Source organism: Desulfovibrio gilichinskyi (genome assembly GCF_900177375.1).
GTDB classification, from domain to species: domain Bacteria; phylum Desulfobacterota; class Desulfovibrionia; order Desulfovibrionales; family Desulfovibrionaceae; genus Maridesulfovibrio; species Maridesulfovibrio gilichinskyi.
Map to the genome: position 1 here is coordinate 296,279 of NZ_FWZU01000004.1, position 14,112 is coordinate 310,390.

Sequence of the window (14,112 nt, forward strand, 5' to 3'; positions counted from 1 at the left end):
AAAAGGATATTAAATGTTTAACGCCATATTTTCGACAATTTTCGGTTCCAGAAATGACCGGTTCATTAAAAAGCTTAAGCCGCAAATTGATGCAATTGCGTCATTTGAACCTGAAATGGAAAAGCTGACCGACGAACAATTCCCTCAGAAAATTGCTCAGTGGAAAGAAGAAGTAGCCGCAGGAAAAGATCTGGATGAGCTCCTGCCTGAAGTTTTTGCCTTAGTGCGTGAAGCTGGAAAACGTTCCCTCGGCATGCGGCATTACGATGTGCAGATGGTCGGTGGTATGGTCCTGCATGGTGGAAGAATTGCGGAAATGAAAACCGGTGAAGGTAAAACCCTTGTGGCTACTTTGCCAGCGGTTTTAAATGCGCTTTCCGGTAAAGGGGTTCATCTTATCACCGTCAACGATTACCTTGCCACACGTGATGCCGGGTGGATGGGTAAGCTTTATAATTTTCTCGGTCTCACCGTAGGTATTGTCGTTCATGGTCAAACTGATCAGGAACGTCAGGATGCTTACGCTTGTGACATCACATACGGTACGAACAACGAATTCGGGTTTGACCATCTTCGCGACAACATGAAGTTTTACAAAGAACAACTTGTTCAGCGTGAGCTGAACTTTGCTATTGTCGATGAAGTTGACTCCATTTTAATTGATGAAGCCCGTACTCCTCTTATTATTTCCGGCGCATCTGATGAAGCGACCGGAATGTATGCTCAGGTAAACGCCATAATTCCTCTCCTTAAAAGAGATGAAGATTTCGAAGTTGATGAAAAAGGTCAATCCATCACTATGACCGATGAAGGCGTTACCAAATGTGAAGAGATTCTTAAAATAGACAATCTTTATGCTTCACCGAATATTTCATATCAGCATCACATCATGCAGGGAATTAAAGCGCATCATCTGTTTGCCCGCGATGTTGATTATATTGTTAAAGATGACCAAGTTGTAATTGTAGATGAGTTTACAGGCCGCTTAATGCCCGGCAGACGTTTTTCAGACGGTCTGCATCAGGCTCTTGAAGCCAAGGAAGGAGTGAAAGTTGAGTCTGAAAATCAGACTCTTGCTTCAATCACCTTTCAGAATTACTTCCGCATGTACAAGAAACTCTCCGGTATGACCGGAACCGCGGATACTGAAGCTGTTGAATTTGCGCAGATTTATAATCTGGAAGTAATTGTCATCCCGACTAATGCCGATTTGCTTCGTAAAGATTTTCCAGACTCCATCTACAAAACTCAGCAAGAAAAATATGTGGCTATCGCTAATGAAATAGCGACCCTTTATAAGAAAGGACAGCCTGTTCTGGTCGGTACTGTTTCAATTGAAAAATCAGAGCTGATCGGTTCTCTACTTAAAAAACGCGGAATTCCTCATGATGTCTTAAATGCTAAGCAACATGAGAAAGAAGCCGAAATTGTTGCCGGGGCAGGTCATAAGGGGCATGTCACCATTGCAACCAACATGGCTGGTCGTGGTACTGATATCGTACTCGGCGAAGGTGTTAAGGAGCTTGGCGGATTGCACATTATCGGAACGGAACGGCATGAATCACGCCGTATTGATAATCAGCTGCGTGGTCGTTCCGGTCGTCAGGGTGACCCGGGAAGTACCCGCTTTTACCTTGCTCTTGATGATGACCTGATGAGGCTTTTCGGTTCTGAACGAATTGCCGGAATTATGGATAAGCTTGGAATGCAGGAAGGCGAACCTATTGAGAATAAGATGGTTTCCAAAGCCATTGAAAATTCTCAGAAACGCGTTGAAGGTCATAACTTTGAAATACGTAAACAGTTGCTGGACTATGACGATGTAATGAATCAGCAGCGCGAAGTTATCTATTCACTGCGCCGCGAAGTAATGTACTCTGAGAATATGGATGACATGATTTTCGAGTTTGTCGAAGAACTGCTGGATGAAAGTTATTTCCCCGTTGTTGAAGCTCACGGCAAGCCTTTAGACGAAGAGACTGAGGAAATGGTCAGAGTCGGTCTTAATGAAATCTTCGGATTCAGCCGCATGGCAGATTTTAAGGAAGGCATCCCGTCTCGTGAGCAGGCTGACGAGTGGGTTAAGGATATTTTAGGCTCACTCAAGAGTAATGCAGAAGATCATTTCAATGAAATTCAGCGGTACTTCATGCTCGAATCTCTTGACCGCAACTGGAAAGAGCATCTTTTGAACATGGACCATTTGCGTGAGGGTATCGGCCTTCGCGGTTACGGTCAGAAAGATCCTAAGCATGAGTATAAGCGTGAAGGTTTTGACATGTTCCGCGATATGCTTGAGCGCATTAAAGAAAATACTGTAAAAGCTCTTTGCCATCTTCGTATTGAAGCTGAAGTACGTGAAGAAGAGTTTCAGCATAAGGACCAAAAGGGTCTTGAATACTCTGATAACGGTGAAGGTGAAGAAAAGAAAAAGCAGCCTGTACGCAGGACGGAGCCCAAAATCGGTAGAAATGAGAATTGTCCGTGCGGAAGCGGAAAGAAATATAAAAAGTGTTGCGGAAAATAATTAAAGTTTAAAATATTTGATTAAGCCCCCTGACATCGCTTGCTGTCAGGGGGCTTTTATGTTTAAAGGCCCCTTCTTTGCAATTAATCATTATTTTATATTTATACTAACTTTTAAAATTATTTTGCTGTATATATTAATTATTAGCCGTAGTTCCGAGAGATTTTAGATGCTAATTGATTAACTATAGAAAAGAAATAATTCAGGCGGAATTAAACATGGTCGCATTATTTTTTCAAACATATTTGAAATTATTTTTTATTTTAACCCCGTTCTTTGCCATATCAGCGTTTCTCTCGTTAACTCAGGAGATGAGTCCTACAGAACGGAAGAGAACGGCTGTTAAAGTTACTCTGGCCGTTATAATAAGCTCTCTCATACTTTACCTTTTTGGAAGATATATCTTCGAATTGTTCGGTATAACTCTTGATGCTTTCCGAATCGGAGCAGGGGCTGTCCTCTTCTTGTCTGCAATGAATATGGTTGGAGGCGGTAGTAAGAAATTTGATGCAGGCGGCGAAGATGAAGATATAGCTGTTGTCCCGTTAGCCATTCCTATTATTGTAGGCCCTGGGACTATCGGAGCTTTGCTGGTCATGGGTTCTACTGTTCAAGGGTTTAAAGATCAGGCTTTTGCTTGCACCGCTTTGCTATGCGCGGTATTAACAGTCGGTATTCTTTTGTTTATATCTTCAAGCCTTAAGCGATTGCTTGGTAAACGCGGGCTTAATATCATGAGTCGGTTGACTGGATTATTTGTAGCATCTATTGCTGCTCAGATCTTTTTTACCGGACTGCGAAATTTTATGCAGAGTTAAGTTACAAGCTATTCAAAGGAGGAGTTTTAAGTGAACAATGGCAAGACTCTTACAGACAGATTTTTAGTGGCTCTTTTTAGGCGTGGCAAAGCAGCGTATCTTCCTATCTCATACCTTAAAGAGCAGGGTGATAAAGTTCTTAGTAAAGGCGAAACTGATAAGTTGCTTACTGTGCTGGCAGAAATGACCGCTAAAGGCGTTCTTGAAGTGAAAGACAACCAGTATAAGCTTATTCATGACCCCTTTGCTTAGAAGCTCAAACTGAGAGAAAGTATAGACTAGTTTTTATGCTTGTGGATAAGGGAAAAGCAGCCGTTGAAGTTTTCTTCAACGGCTTTTTATTTAGCTTAATTATTCTACTGGAATAAATGAGCAGGAAATTATTTCAAATTCTTCAATGTCTAAAATTGCAACGCTGGCAGGTTTATCCTCTCTGGGTGAGGTCAGGCTACCGGGATTAAGCATCTGAATGCCGTTAACAATAGACCAGTCCTGAATGTGAGTATGTCCGTAGCAGACAAGGTCGTAATCACGGGGAAAAGAATTGGCGACGTTTTTTGAAACTTGAGAGCGGCTGCCCCATCCGTGAGCAATTCCGATTTTTAAACCTTGAAAGGTCAGCGATTCGAGTGGCCGTAGTTGGTTCGATAGTCTCCACTCGTCACAGTTACCGAGTGCTGCATGAAAATTAGGATGTTGGCAGAAAAATTGCCATACTGAAAAAGTCGTAAAATCACCGCAGTGAATAAGTAAATCAGCATCAGCCAGATGATTATTAAAAATCTCCGTGAGCCTGAAGTCAGGCTCACGGAGATGTGTATCAGATATAACAGCTATTTTCACTTATGCTTATTGAGCGGTTTGCGCTTGTGCATTAGGGTCGGTCATTACGCTTGAAGCAGGAGCCGGACGGCGGTTCTTTTTTTTGTCATGCAGTTGCCGCGCTCTATACTGGAGATATGCGTCCTTTAAAGCTGCGTAAGGATCAATTGCACCTTCTTTAAGGGATTCATATTCACCAAGGTGGAATGAGAGCTTATTGATCTGGTTGTAAGCTCCGGCAGAAAGAGAATAATACCACGGGATGCCGAACCACCAGAAAGGATTAAGTGCAAAAGTGTCAATTCCAAGGCCGACGGCATCACGTACTGTAGATGGTCCAAGTACTGGAATCACAAAGTAAGGTCCGTTTGGAATACCCCAAACTCCGAAGGTCTGGCCCATGTCTTCGTTACCTAAGTAAAGAGGCATAGTTGATTGGCGGTCACCTATCACATCACCAAGACCGCCCAAACCTACAACTGTGTTAGCAACGAATTTAGAAGTCTCAGCACCTGCAGTAAAGAATTTACCTTGAAGCAGACAACTAGTTACGCGAACAGGAGTAAGCATGTTCTGGAAAAAATTATTAATCCATGTTCTAGGGCGAAGCGGCATTACATACATGTACCCCTGAGTCACGGGCTTAGTAATTTCAAAGTACATAAAGTCATTAAATGAAAACATGGCCCGGTTGTAACCTTCCCATGGGTCAGATTTGCTTGTGTCCTTAGCTTCTAATGTGTCGCCCCAGATATCATCATTAAAATCATCATTGCCGGCGGCCGTTTGATCTTCACTTTTATCAGCTCCGATTACTCCGGAACCTACTTGTGCAACAAGTACCTGATCATTCTTTTGCGCCGATCTTACCTGCGAAGGAAATGTAAGCAGTATGAAGGTCAGCACTAAAAAGGCCAGAAGCGCATTTGATGCAGAGTTTTTTATGGTCATGGTCTTTTTCATTTTATTAAATTACTTTTTATTTTGTTTATTCTTAAGTTCTTGGCATTTCTGGTCAAGTCGTTCAAACAGATCTTTTTTGCTGGCTTCAAATTTGTCATTTGAACTTGTGTCAAGTATTCCAGCGAATTGCGATCTGTAATTGTTAACTAAACTTATTCCTTCAACTTTTACGTCATACACATCCCAAACATCATCTATAAGCTTGAGACGGTAAACGACAGGAATAGATTTTGAGCTTGAAAGAATTCTTGTGTCAACCTGTGCATATTTATCTTGTATTATTGTCTCTTTGTCAAATGAGACTTTTTCTGATGAATAACTTCCAATCTTTCCAAGGTAGGTTTCTTCAAGCAGTTGAGTGAAAAGAAATATAAACCTATCTTGTTCTTCTGAAGAGAAATTAAGCCAAGGTCGGCCTATAGTTCTTTTTGAAAGCTCACGAAAATTGAAAAAGTCTTTAATTGCGTCTCTGACTTTAGTGTTTTTTTCGTTTTGCCTGTCAGCAACCCCTTTATATTCAGGGTTATTAAGAATGTCTATAACACCTTGCACTCCTGCTCGTAACCGCTCCATAGGAGTTACAGTTGTTTGCGCGAAGCTGGGTATAGCCGTCAAACAAGTAAGGACAAGAAAAAGGGAAATGGTTGTAATTTTTTTCATATATATTCTACTTTTAAGTTTTTTAAAAAATCTGGTTATACTTTGCCAAAAACATATTTACTAATTAAGTTTTCGATATCTATTGCGGATTCTGTTTCGATAATAGTACCGCCTGGCTCAATAGGGTCCCCGACACCGCCGAGGGTTATTTTAACGTATTTATCACCGATCAATCCGCTGGTTTTTATGGATGCAATCGCATCATCAGTAAGCATAATCTTTTTTTCAAGGCTCAGTCCTACAACCGCTTTCTGGGTTTTGAGGTCGAGGTGAATATCGTCGACAAATCCGACAGACACACCCATTATTTCAACAGGAGCATTAATCCTCAGGCCGGAAATGTCATTAAAGCTTGCACTGACGTGGTAGTGGTTGTCTGAAAATACGCGAATGTCTCCAAGTTTAACACTCATATAGACTATGAGTATCAGACCAACGAATACGAATATTCCGACAGCAGTTTCTTTAGAGTATTTTTTCATGTCTAAGTCCGTATAATTCAATTATTATCGTAATCGCCAAGATATTTGGTACAATCCATCTTCATCATTGAAGGGTCGAGCTGTGGCATTGTGAGCCGCGGTGCTTCCCTTTTTTGAACCCGCCTATCGAGAAACTGCCGTAAATAAGGATTTTCAGTGGCGAGTAGAGAGTCCTTACTACCTTCAAAAAGAGCCTTTCCGTCTCCAAGAACCAAAACATGGTCTGCAATCGTCTTCATACTGGCAAGGTCGTGACTGACTACTACGATTGTCATGTCAAATCTTTCTTTAAGCTCCAAAAGTAACTCATCAAGTTCAGCAGAATTTATCGGGTCTAAACCGGATGTAGGCTCATCGCAAAAAAGAATATCCGGGTCCATAACCATAGCTCTGGCTAGTCCTGCTCTTTTCCGCATCCCGCCTGAAAGTTCATTTGGAAAATAATCAACAAAATCTTCAAGCCCTACAAGGCTAAGTTTAGCTTTAACCACGTTTGAAATTTCAGCAGTCTTCAGCCGGGTATGTTCTCTAAGCGGAAGAGCTACATTATCAAATAAATTAAGCGATCCGAGAAGAGCCCCATCTTGAAAGAGTACACCTATGCGTTGTTTTAAACATCTGAAAGGCTTCCGTTTCAAGGTTAAAATGTTGTGCTTACCGAGAAAAACAGATCCTCCGAGAGGAGTGTTCAATCTAAGTATATTTTTCAGCAATGTTGATTTTCCGCATCCTGATCCACCGAGAATTACGGTAATCCCCCCACCTGGTAAAGTCGCATTAATATTATTAACTACAGGTGTATTGTCATAACCTATGGTCAGGTCTTCAATGCGTATGTCTGGTGCTGATTTTTTCATGAAGAATAATTAAAAAAGTAAAGAGGTCAAAATATAGTCAGATATAAGTACTATTACGCAAGACATAACAACTGCCGAAGTAGTTGCCTGACTGACTCCTTCAGGCCCTTTTCCGTCTTTGCGGAAATGGGTGAAGTAGCCTTGAAAACAACAGACGGTACAAACAAGAACAGCAAAAACAAGTGATTTCGCGAATCCGGCAGAAATATCCTCAAAGCTGAGTGATGTATATACTCTGTGAAAATAAACTCCGGAATTCCCGCCAAGCAAAGCAACTCCGGTCAAGTATCCGCCGACAATTCCTATAAGATCAAAAAGAGCGGTTAAGATAGGAAAAGAAATAAGCGATGCAATAAGCTTAGGGCTTACCAGATAGTTTATCGGGTTGATATCCATCAGCTCAAGTGCGTCGATCTGTTCGGAAATGCGCATTACTCCGATTTCCGCGGTCATGGAAGAACCAGCACGCCCTGTGAGCATGATTGCTGTCAAAACAGGGCCCAGTTCTCTGACAAGCGAGAGGGCAACCGCAGCTCCGAGAAATCCTTCTGAACCGAATTTTGAAAGAGCATAATAAGTCTGAAGTCCGATAACCATCCCTGTGAATAACCCGATAAGGGAAATAACGGTTAGGGACCTGACTCCTATGAAATATAATTCCTTAATAGTTTTAGGAAAAATGGATAAGGAACTGAAAATATGCAGAATTGATTCGAAAAGAAAGATGCACATGGCACCTAATTCTCCGAGAATATTTAAGCTTATCCTTCCCAGTAAAGCGAAAGGCTGCATGATTTGTTTTTCTGAAGCATGATCTGACATTTATTTATCTATTAAGTAGGTTATCGCTGATTATAAGTATTTTAAAGGTTTTCCAGAGTAAGTTAAAACAAATATCATAATATTCTCTGAAATAAAAGGTACTACTGCCAGCAAAAGTAAAATTTATGACTATGTTTAATTAAAAATATGAATGAAAATATATACTTTGGCCAGTAGAATCTGGTTAATCCTCTTTATTCTCGTCTTCGTCCTCAAGGCCGTCACGATTCTCCCACCATGATGCAGGTGGACCTATATACCACCAGTCTTTATGATCCGTCTTAGAAATTGTTTCCGCAAGTTCTTTGCCCTGATCTGTACGCAGACGTTTAAGAGCGGATTCCATCCACGATGCTGCATATGGATTTCCCATGTCATGTTCTTCTTTAAGATTTAATATAAAATCTATTTGGTCAGCATCTTGCGCCAGAAGAGATTCGATGGATTTGCTTTTTTCGAGCTCTTCCCAGTGAGGAAAAATTTTGTTTTCAAGTCCCGTACCGGCCAGAGTGTGGCGAAGAGCTTTATTTCGGGAACTTTTATTATACATCTGATTTACGTAGTTGAAGTCGGCTGTGCGGGCTTCATGCAGATCATGGAAAAGACACATAAAAACAGTGCGCGCCATGTCTGCCTCTGCCATATCAGCAAGAACATAGCCAAGAACAGCAACTCTGTATGAATGGTCTGCAACAGATTCAGATCCGGTTCCGAGAAATTGATAACCAGTGCGCGGAGTTTTTCTAAGCATACCGACTTCAAAAAGAAAGTCAGCAAGTCTAGTCATCCTGTCGCGACTTTTAATATTTTTCATAATAATAAGTCTCAGTGCAAAAGATCAGCCCTGCTTTGCAGGGCTGATACATATTTATTATACGGATTATGACCGATAGTCGGCGTTGATAGTTATATATTCTTTGCTGAAGTCGGATGCCAAAAGTGATGCTTTGCCGTCTCCGTCACCCAGAGTGATGATAACTTCTATGTCTTGCTTACGCATGATCGGTTCAAGCAGGGCGTCCATATCGCCTTCAACCGGTTTGCCTTTTTCGAAAACAGTAATCTTCCCAAAGCGGAGAGTCAGATTCTCTGGATTAAATTCTGCTCCGCTTCTACCGGCCGCAGCTACTATTCTGCCCCAGTTAGGGTCTTCGCCGAAAAGTGCTGTTTTGACTAACGGGGAATTACCGACTGCGCGTGCCATAAGGTTAGCGTCATTATCGCTTAACGCTCCTGAAACACTTATGGACATGACTTTTGTTCCGCCTTCAGCGTCCTGAATTATCATATATGATAGAGATTGGCAGACATCAAGGAGCGCTGCTTCAAGAGCCTGCCGTGTCGCATCAGAATCTGCTTTGAAATCAGATGCTCCGTTTGCAAAGGCTAAAATCGTATCATTTGTGCTTGTGTCACCGTCAACGGTAATGCAGTTGAAAGATTTATCAATGCACCGTTTGAGAGCTTCTTGCCACCAGACTGGGTCGACTTCTGCATCACAGATAATGAATCCGAGTAAAGTTGCCATGTCGGGACAGATCATGCCTGCCCCTTTAGAAAGTCCCAGAACCTTAGCTGTTCCAGTGCCGGATTCGACTGACTGCCATGCAAGTTTAGGAAATTTGTCAGTAGTCATGATGGCTTTAGCCGCCTGAACAGGGTTAGCTTCTCCAATGGATTCAACAAGGCGGGGGGCTGCCAGCTCCCACTTATCCATATCAAACCGTGGTCCGATAACTCCTGTTGATGCCGGGAGCAGCTCGGAAGGTTTAATATTTAATCCTTTTGCAACCAGCTCGAGGGTTTTTCTGCAATCAGCGATTCCTTCCTCGCCGGTACATGCATTCGCCTGCCCTGCATTGATCAAAGCTCCGCGCACGCATGTCGAGTTCTTAAGGGTCTCTTTGCAGACAGTGACCGGGGCTGCTTGAAATTTATTTTTTGTAAATACTCCTGCTCCTACAGCAGGAGTGTCGCTGAGTATCAGAGTCAAATCGTGTCTGTTTTTATATCTTAACCCTGAGTTTACACAGGAAAACTTAAAGCCTTTAGGGATGGATAGCATATCTGAATCTCCAATTTATTATGTTCGCTTATTGGGAAGCTGGAAATATAAAGCAGATAGTTACGCGTTTGACGGTCCATCTGCAAGAAAGTTGTTGGTAAAAAAAAAGTCTGTTCCCGGGAGAACAGACCTTTTAATCAATCACTAGTTATCGACTAATTATTAAGTAAATCCGGGCGGACAACTTCAACTTTTGCTTTGGATCGCAATTCCTGCATAAATGAATTAATTATTTCATTTGCCTGCTGGCGTTCAAGTCCTGCGAGGATTGCCTCTTTCTGGCTTTCCCATGTCTCGTCGCTTGGTGGAATGCGTTCATCAAGTCTTGCAACGATGTAACCGCCTGGGAGTTCAAAAGCCTGCGGCAGCCAAGTGTCCTTGGTTGAAGCAAATGCCATTTCAGCCAGTTTCGGATTCATACCGAGACCTGGAATAAAACCGTCTCTTCCGAAAGATTCAGATGTTTTAAGATCTTTCTTGATAGACTCAAGTTCCTGATCAGCAGTAGCAGGGGTGGACAGTTTGCCCATAACTACAGTTGCTTTTGCCTGTGCCAGCATCATGGCCTGCTTTTGAGAAAGGAATTCTTTGATGTCCTTCTTAACATTTTCAAGCGGACGAAGTGATGCAGGGACTTCTTCAATTTTCTGAGCTATCAGGTAACCGTTCTCTACAGCAATAGGCATTTCAGTTGAACTACCTTTGGGAAGTTCAATTATAGATTTAGCTGCATCTTCAGTCATTCCGAACGCGCGGGTAAGATTCTGAAGGGTTGCTTTTTCGCTTTCCTGAACTGCAACTCCAAGCTCTGCACCGATTGCGTCGAGTTTCATGCCTGAAGCGACAAGGTCGAGTGCATGGTCAAGCTTTGCGCTGATTGAATCAGAAGCTTTTTCCTGAGCAAGGGTGGTTTTTATTTCTGATTTTACCTGATCAAAAGATTTCTGACCGGCTTCGCGAGTATCTTCTACTTTAATAATATGAAATCCGAAGCGTGTACGTACAGGCTTACTGATTTCACCTTTTTTAAGTTTAAATGCGGCTTCTTCAAAAGGTTTAACCATTGAACCGCGACTGAACCAGCCTAACTCTCCGCCTTTAGTCTTGCTTGGTCCTTCAGAGTATTTTTCAGCAAGTTTGGCAAAATCCTGTCCTGATTTTGCTTTCGCGAGGATTTTATCAATTTTAGCTTCAGCTTTTTTGATTTCATCAGGGCTGGCTTTTTCATCTACAAGTATAAGAATATGACGGGCTTTAACCTGTGCATCCTGTTTGTAGTTGTCTTTATTGGCAGCGTAATACTTGTTCATTTCATCAGGGCTGACATCTTCATACACAGCCAACTCTTCAGGAGTGAATGAAATGTACTTAACGATACTGCTGGCAGGAATCGTAAAGTTTTTAGGATTAGCTTTGTAGTAAGCATCGATTTCAGAGTCTGTTACTTTTGCTTTCTCTAAAAAGTCTGCTCCGGAAACATAAAAGTAATCAATCTGGGCTCTTTCGCCAGCCCAGTTGAACAATGCACGAGCCTGAGCTTCAGTCGGCGCCGCCGGAATGGCTACGTATTCTTGAATCTTTTGAATCAAGTAGCTGTTACGCATGTCCTGTTCAAAAGTTGCAGCAGACATTTGTCTACCCTGCAAATATCTCTGGTAAAGTGATTTATCAAATTTACCATCGGAACTTGCAAAAGCAGGCACTTGACTAATTTCGTAGTAGAGTTCGCTGTTTGAAATACCGATTCCGAGGCGTTTGGCTTCAGATTCAAGAATTTTTGAATTGACCAGCTGATTCAGGATCGCTTTTTTAAAATCAGGAGACTGGAGTTTGTCAGGATCAATCTTAGGATTTTGTTCTCTAAGCATTTCTGCTGTCTGGCGGTAAACTTTAACAAATTCCTGAGTTGGAATAGGCTCATCGTTTACATAAGCGATGACCGGGTCAGTATTACCGTTAAATCCGCTCATGCCGAAGGCAAAAATGAAAACCAGAATGATGATACCGAATAAAACTTTAATGCCCCATCCTTGGGCTTTTTGGCGCATAATGTCCAGCATGTCGTCTCCGTACTCCAGTTGGCAGTTCGCACTGCTTTAAATGTTGGTATGCATGTAAGCACCGCAATCAAATTATTCGATTGCGGTGCCATTCTCATTTACTATTTTCTGCCCACATAGTTGAGCAGACCACCGGCTATGATAATAGCCAGTTCCTTTTCGGAAAGGTCGTTTTTGACCTTAACTTTGAGACCGTCGGTTGTAGTCATTTCTGCCACTCCGCCGGGAGTCAGAGTAGTGGTGTCGAGAGTCAATCCACTTCCTTCGGATAGTTTGTCGTAATCGCTCTTGTCGGATAGTACAAGGGGCAGGATGCCGAAATTGATAAGATTTGCTCTGTGAATGCGAGCAAGTGACTTAACAATGACAGCTACAACTCCAAGGTGACGTGGTCCGAGTGCAGCGTGTTCGCGGCTTGAGCCTTGTCCGTAGTTCTCACCGCCAAGGATTATACCGCTGTCAGATTTTTTCATTCTGTCAACAAAGTTTTCGTCAACACGGCTGAAAATGTATTCGCTGATAGCTGGAATGTTAGAACGCAAAGCTGTTATTTGCGCTCCGGCAGGGAGAATATGGTCGGTTGTAATATCGTCACCGACTTTAAGAAGCACTTTAGAAGTGATCTTTTCAGATAAAGCTGAAAAACTCTCAAGAGGGACAATATTAGGTCCACGAATGAGTTTAACATTTTCACCGTTTTCAGGCGGGAATATGAAAAGGTGGCGAATGGAAGGAATTTCCGCCGGAAAGTCAATTTTTGCAGGAGGAGTTCCCCAGGTTGCAGGATCAGTGAATTTACCGGCAAGTGCAAGATTGGCTGCCGTCTGAGGGGATACCAAATAAATTTTTGCATCTTGAGTTCCGCTGCGGCCTTCAAAGTTGCGGTTGAAAGTCCTTACGCTGACACCGGCTGAGACTGGTGAACCGCCCATTCCGATGCAGGGTCCGCAAGTACATTCAAGAAGTCTGGCTCCTGAATCAAGCAGCGGAGCAATTAATCCTTCAGATGCGAGCATTTTTAAAACCTGTTTCGATCCGGGAGAGATCATGAGGTCAACTCCCTGAGGAAGCTGGTGATCTGTCAAAATGAGCGCAGTTGTCTTGAGGTCTGAATATGAAGAGTTGGTGCATGAGCCTATAGCCGCCTGACTGACTTCAAGTCCGGCAAGTGATTTTACGGTCACAACACGGTCAGGCATGTGCGGCTGTGCAACCAGCGGTTCCAGCTCAGAGAGATTAATTACGATTGTTTCAGAATATGTTGCATCATCGTCAGCGATAAGCTCACTGAAATCTTCTATGCGTCCCATGACTTTGAGGAATTTTTCTGTCTGTCTGTCACTTGGGAAAATAGAGGTTGTCGCTCCGAGTTCTGCTCCCATATTAGTGATAACAGCGCGTTCAGGAACGGATAGAGTCGCAACTCCTTCTCCTGCGAATTCAAAAACTTTTCCTACCCCTCCTTTGACTGTGAGCAGTCCAAGGAGGTGCAGGATAATATCTTTAGATGTAGCCCAGCCGGTAAGTTCTCCAGTCAATTCGACTTTGACAACTTTAGGCATGGGGATGGAATAAGGCTGGCCTGCCATAGCAAGTGCTACAGATAGTCCGCCTGCCCCCATAGCCAGAGAACCGAGTCCGCCGGCAGTAGGAGTGTGACTGTCTGAACCGATCAGAGTTGCGCCAGGTTTGGCGAAGTTCTCAAGGTGCAGTTGATGGCATATGCCTGTTCCTGCAGGAGAGAAAACAACGCCATGTTTAGCTGCTACAGTTCTGAGGTACTGATGGTCATCAGGATTACGGAATCCCATCTGTAATGTATTGTGGTCAACATAACTTACAGAAAGGTCCGTTTGAACTTTATCAATACCCATGGCTTCAAATTGCAGATAGGCCATAGTACCAGTGGCATCTTGAGTTAATGTCTGGTCAATTTTAAGCCCGATTTCAGAGCCCGGTTCCATTTTGCCGCTTACTAAATGGCTGGAAATAATTTTCTCAGTAATATTAAAACCCATGATGCCTCCAAAGTAGCT

Annotated in this window: 13 protein-coding genes; 3 read left to right on the plus strand and 10 right to left on the minus strand. The window is 42.7% G+C overall.

Features of this window, described 5'->3' with window-relative positions:
* The first annotated feature begins 13 nt into the window (after positions 1-13).
* From secA to B9N78_RS12910, 3 genes are all read left to right on the plus strand, one after another.
* Positions 14-2,527, plus strand: a complete 2,514-nt coding sequence (secA, locus tag B9N78_RS12900) for a preprotein translocase subunit SecA (protein ID WP_085102924.1) — start codon at positions 14-16, stop codon at positions 2,525-2,527.
* A 218-nt stretch (positions 2,528-2,745) separates the two neighbouring features.
* The gene (locus B9N78_RS12905) at positions 2,746-3,345 is read left to right on the plus strand and encodes a MarC family protein (RefSeq protein WP_085102926.1); all 600 of its coding nucleotides are present in this window, start codon (positions 2,746-2,748) and stop codon (positions 3,343-3,345) included.
* Positions 3,346-3,375: 30 nt separating this feature from the next.
* A complete protein-coding gene (locus tag B9N78_RS12910) occupies positions 3,376-3,597 on the plus strand; it encodes a hypothetical protein (RefSeq protein WP_085102927.1) in 222 nt (73 codons plus the stop codon).
* A gap of 99 nt (positions 3,598-3,696) precedes the next feature.
* Here B9N78_RS12910 and B9N78_RS12915 read toward each other — a convergent pair whose 3' ends face one another.
* From B9N78_RS12915 to B9N78_RS12960, 10 genes are all read right to left on the minus strand, one after another.
* Complete coding sequence (locus B9N78_RS12915) at positions 3,697-4,188, minus strand: YfcE family phosphodiesterase (protein ID WP_085102929.1); 492 nt, start codon at positions 4,186-4,188, stop codon at positions 3,697-3,699.
* 6 nt (positions 4,189-4,194) lie between these two features.
* On the minus strand, positions 4,195-5,118 hold the full coding sequence (locus tag B9N78_RS12920; protein WP_085102931.1) for an MlaA family lipoprotein: 924 nt from the start codon (positions 5,116-5,118) through the stop codon (positions 4,195-4,197).
* Positions 5,119-5,139: 21 nt separating this feature from the next.
* Positions 5,140-5,790, minus strand: a complete 651-nt coding sequence (locus B9N78_RS12925) for an MlaC/ttg2D family ABC transporter substrate-binding protein (RefSeq protein WP_085102933.1) — start codon at positions 5,788-5,790, stop codon at positions 5,140-5,142.
* Positions 5,791-5,825: 35 nt separating this feature from the next.
* A complete protein-coding gene (mlaD, locus tag B9N78_RS12930) occupies positions 5,826-6,272 on the minus strand; it encodes an outer membrane lipid asymmetry maintenance protein MlaD (protein ID WP_085102935.1) in 447 nt (148 codons plus the stop codon).
* A 17-nt stretch (positions 6,273-6,289) separates the two neighbouring features.
* Positions 6,290-7,129, minus strand: coding sequence for an ABC transporter ATP-binding protein (locus B9N78_RS12935; protein ID WP_085102937.1), 840 nt, complete (start codon positions 7,127-7,129; stop codon positions 6,290-6,292).
* A gap of 9 nt (positions 7,130-7,138) precedes the next feature.
* The gene (locus B9N78_RS12940) at positions 7,139-7,951 is read right to left on the minus strand and encodes an MlaE family ABC transporter permease (protein WP_085102939.1); all 813 of its coding nucleotides are present in this window, start codon (positions 7,949-7,951) and stop codon (positions 7,139-7,141) included.
* Between the two features lie 184 nt (positions 7,952-8,135).
* Positions 8,136-8,765: an HD domain-containing protein gene (locus B9N78_RS12945; protein ID WP_085102941.1), complete on the minus strand. Its 630-nt coding sequence runs from the start codon at positions 8,763-8,765 to the stop codon at positions 8,136-8,138.
* A 66-nt stretch (positions 8,766-8,831) separates the two neighbouring features.
* On the minus strand, positions 8,832-10,016 hold the full coding sequence (gene argJ / locus B9N78_RS12950) for a bifunctional glutamate N-acetyltransferase/amino-acid acetyltransferase ArgJ (protein ID WP_085102943.1): 1,185 nt from the start codon (positions 10,014-10,016) through the stop codon (positions 8,832-8,834).
* 155 nt (positions 10,017-10,171) lie between these two features.
* Entirely contained in the window at positions 10,172-12,076 is a 1,905-nt protein-coding gene (locus B9N78_RS12955; RefSeq protein WP_085102945.1) for a peptidylprolyl isomerase, read from the minus strand.
* A 101-nt stretch (positions 12,077-12,177) separates the two neighbouring features.
* Positions 12,178-14,094 carry an aconitate hydratase gene (locus B9N78_RS12960; protein WP_085102946.1) on the minus strand — a complete coding sequence of 639 codons (1,917 nt, stop codon included), beginning with the start codon at positions 14,092-14,094 and terminating at the stop codon, positions 12,178-12,180.
* Between the last annotated feature and the right edge of the window lie 18 nt (positions 14,095-14,112).

Excerpts from the sequence above, each read along its gene's own strand:
- B9N78_RS12955 (WP_085102945.1), bottom strand. The coding sequence starts at position 12,076 with ATGCTGGACATTATGCGCCAAAAAGCCCAAGGATGGGGCATTAAAGTT.
- argJ (WP_085102943.1), bottom strand. The coding sequence starts at position 10,016 with ATGCTATCCATCCCTAAAGGCTTTAAGTTTTCCTGTGTAAACTCAGGG.
- B9N78_RS12925 (WP_085102933.1), bottom strand. The coding sequence starts at position 5,790 with ATGAAAAAAATTACAACCATTTCCCTTTTTCTTGTCCTTACTTGTTTG.
- secA (WP_085102924.1), top strand. The coding sequence starts at position 14 with ATGTTTAACGCCATATTTTCGACAATTTTCGGTTCCAGAAATGACCGG.
- B9N78_RS12960 (WP_085102946.1), bottom strand. The coding sequence starts at position 14,094 with ATGGGTTTTAATATTACTGAGAAAATTATTTCCAGCCATTTAGTAAGC.
- B9N78_RS12945 (WP_085102941.1), bottom strand. The coding sequence starts at position 8,765 with ATGAAAAATATTAAAAGTCGCGACAGGATGACTAGACTTGCTGACTTT.
- mlaD (WP_085102935.1), bottom strand. The coding sequence starts at position 6,272 with ATGAAAAAATACTCTAAAGAAACTGCTGTCGGAATATTCGTATTCGTT.
- B9N78_RS12940 (WP_085102939.1), bottom strand. The coding sequence starts at position 7,951 with ATGTCAGATCATGCTTCAGAAAAACAAATCATGCAGCCTTTCGCTTTA.
- B9N78_RS12935 (WP_085102937.1), bottom strand. The coding sequence starts at position 7,129 with ATGAAAAAATCAGCACCAGACATACGCATTGAAGACCTGACCATAGGT.
- B9N78_RS12920 (WP_085102931.1), bottom strand. The coding sequence starts at position 5,118 with ATGACCATAAAAAACTCTGCATCAAATGCGCTTCTGGCCTTTTTAGTG.
- B9N78_RS12905 (WP_085102926.1), top strand. The coding sequence starts at position 2,746 with ATGGTCGCATTATTTTTTCAAACATATTTGAAATTATTTTTTATTTTA.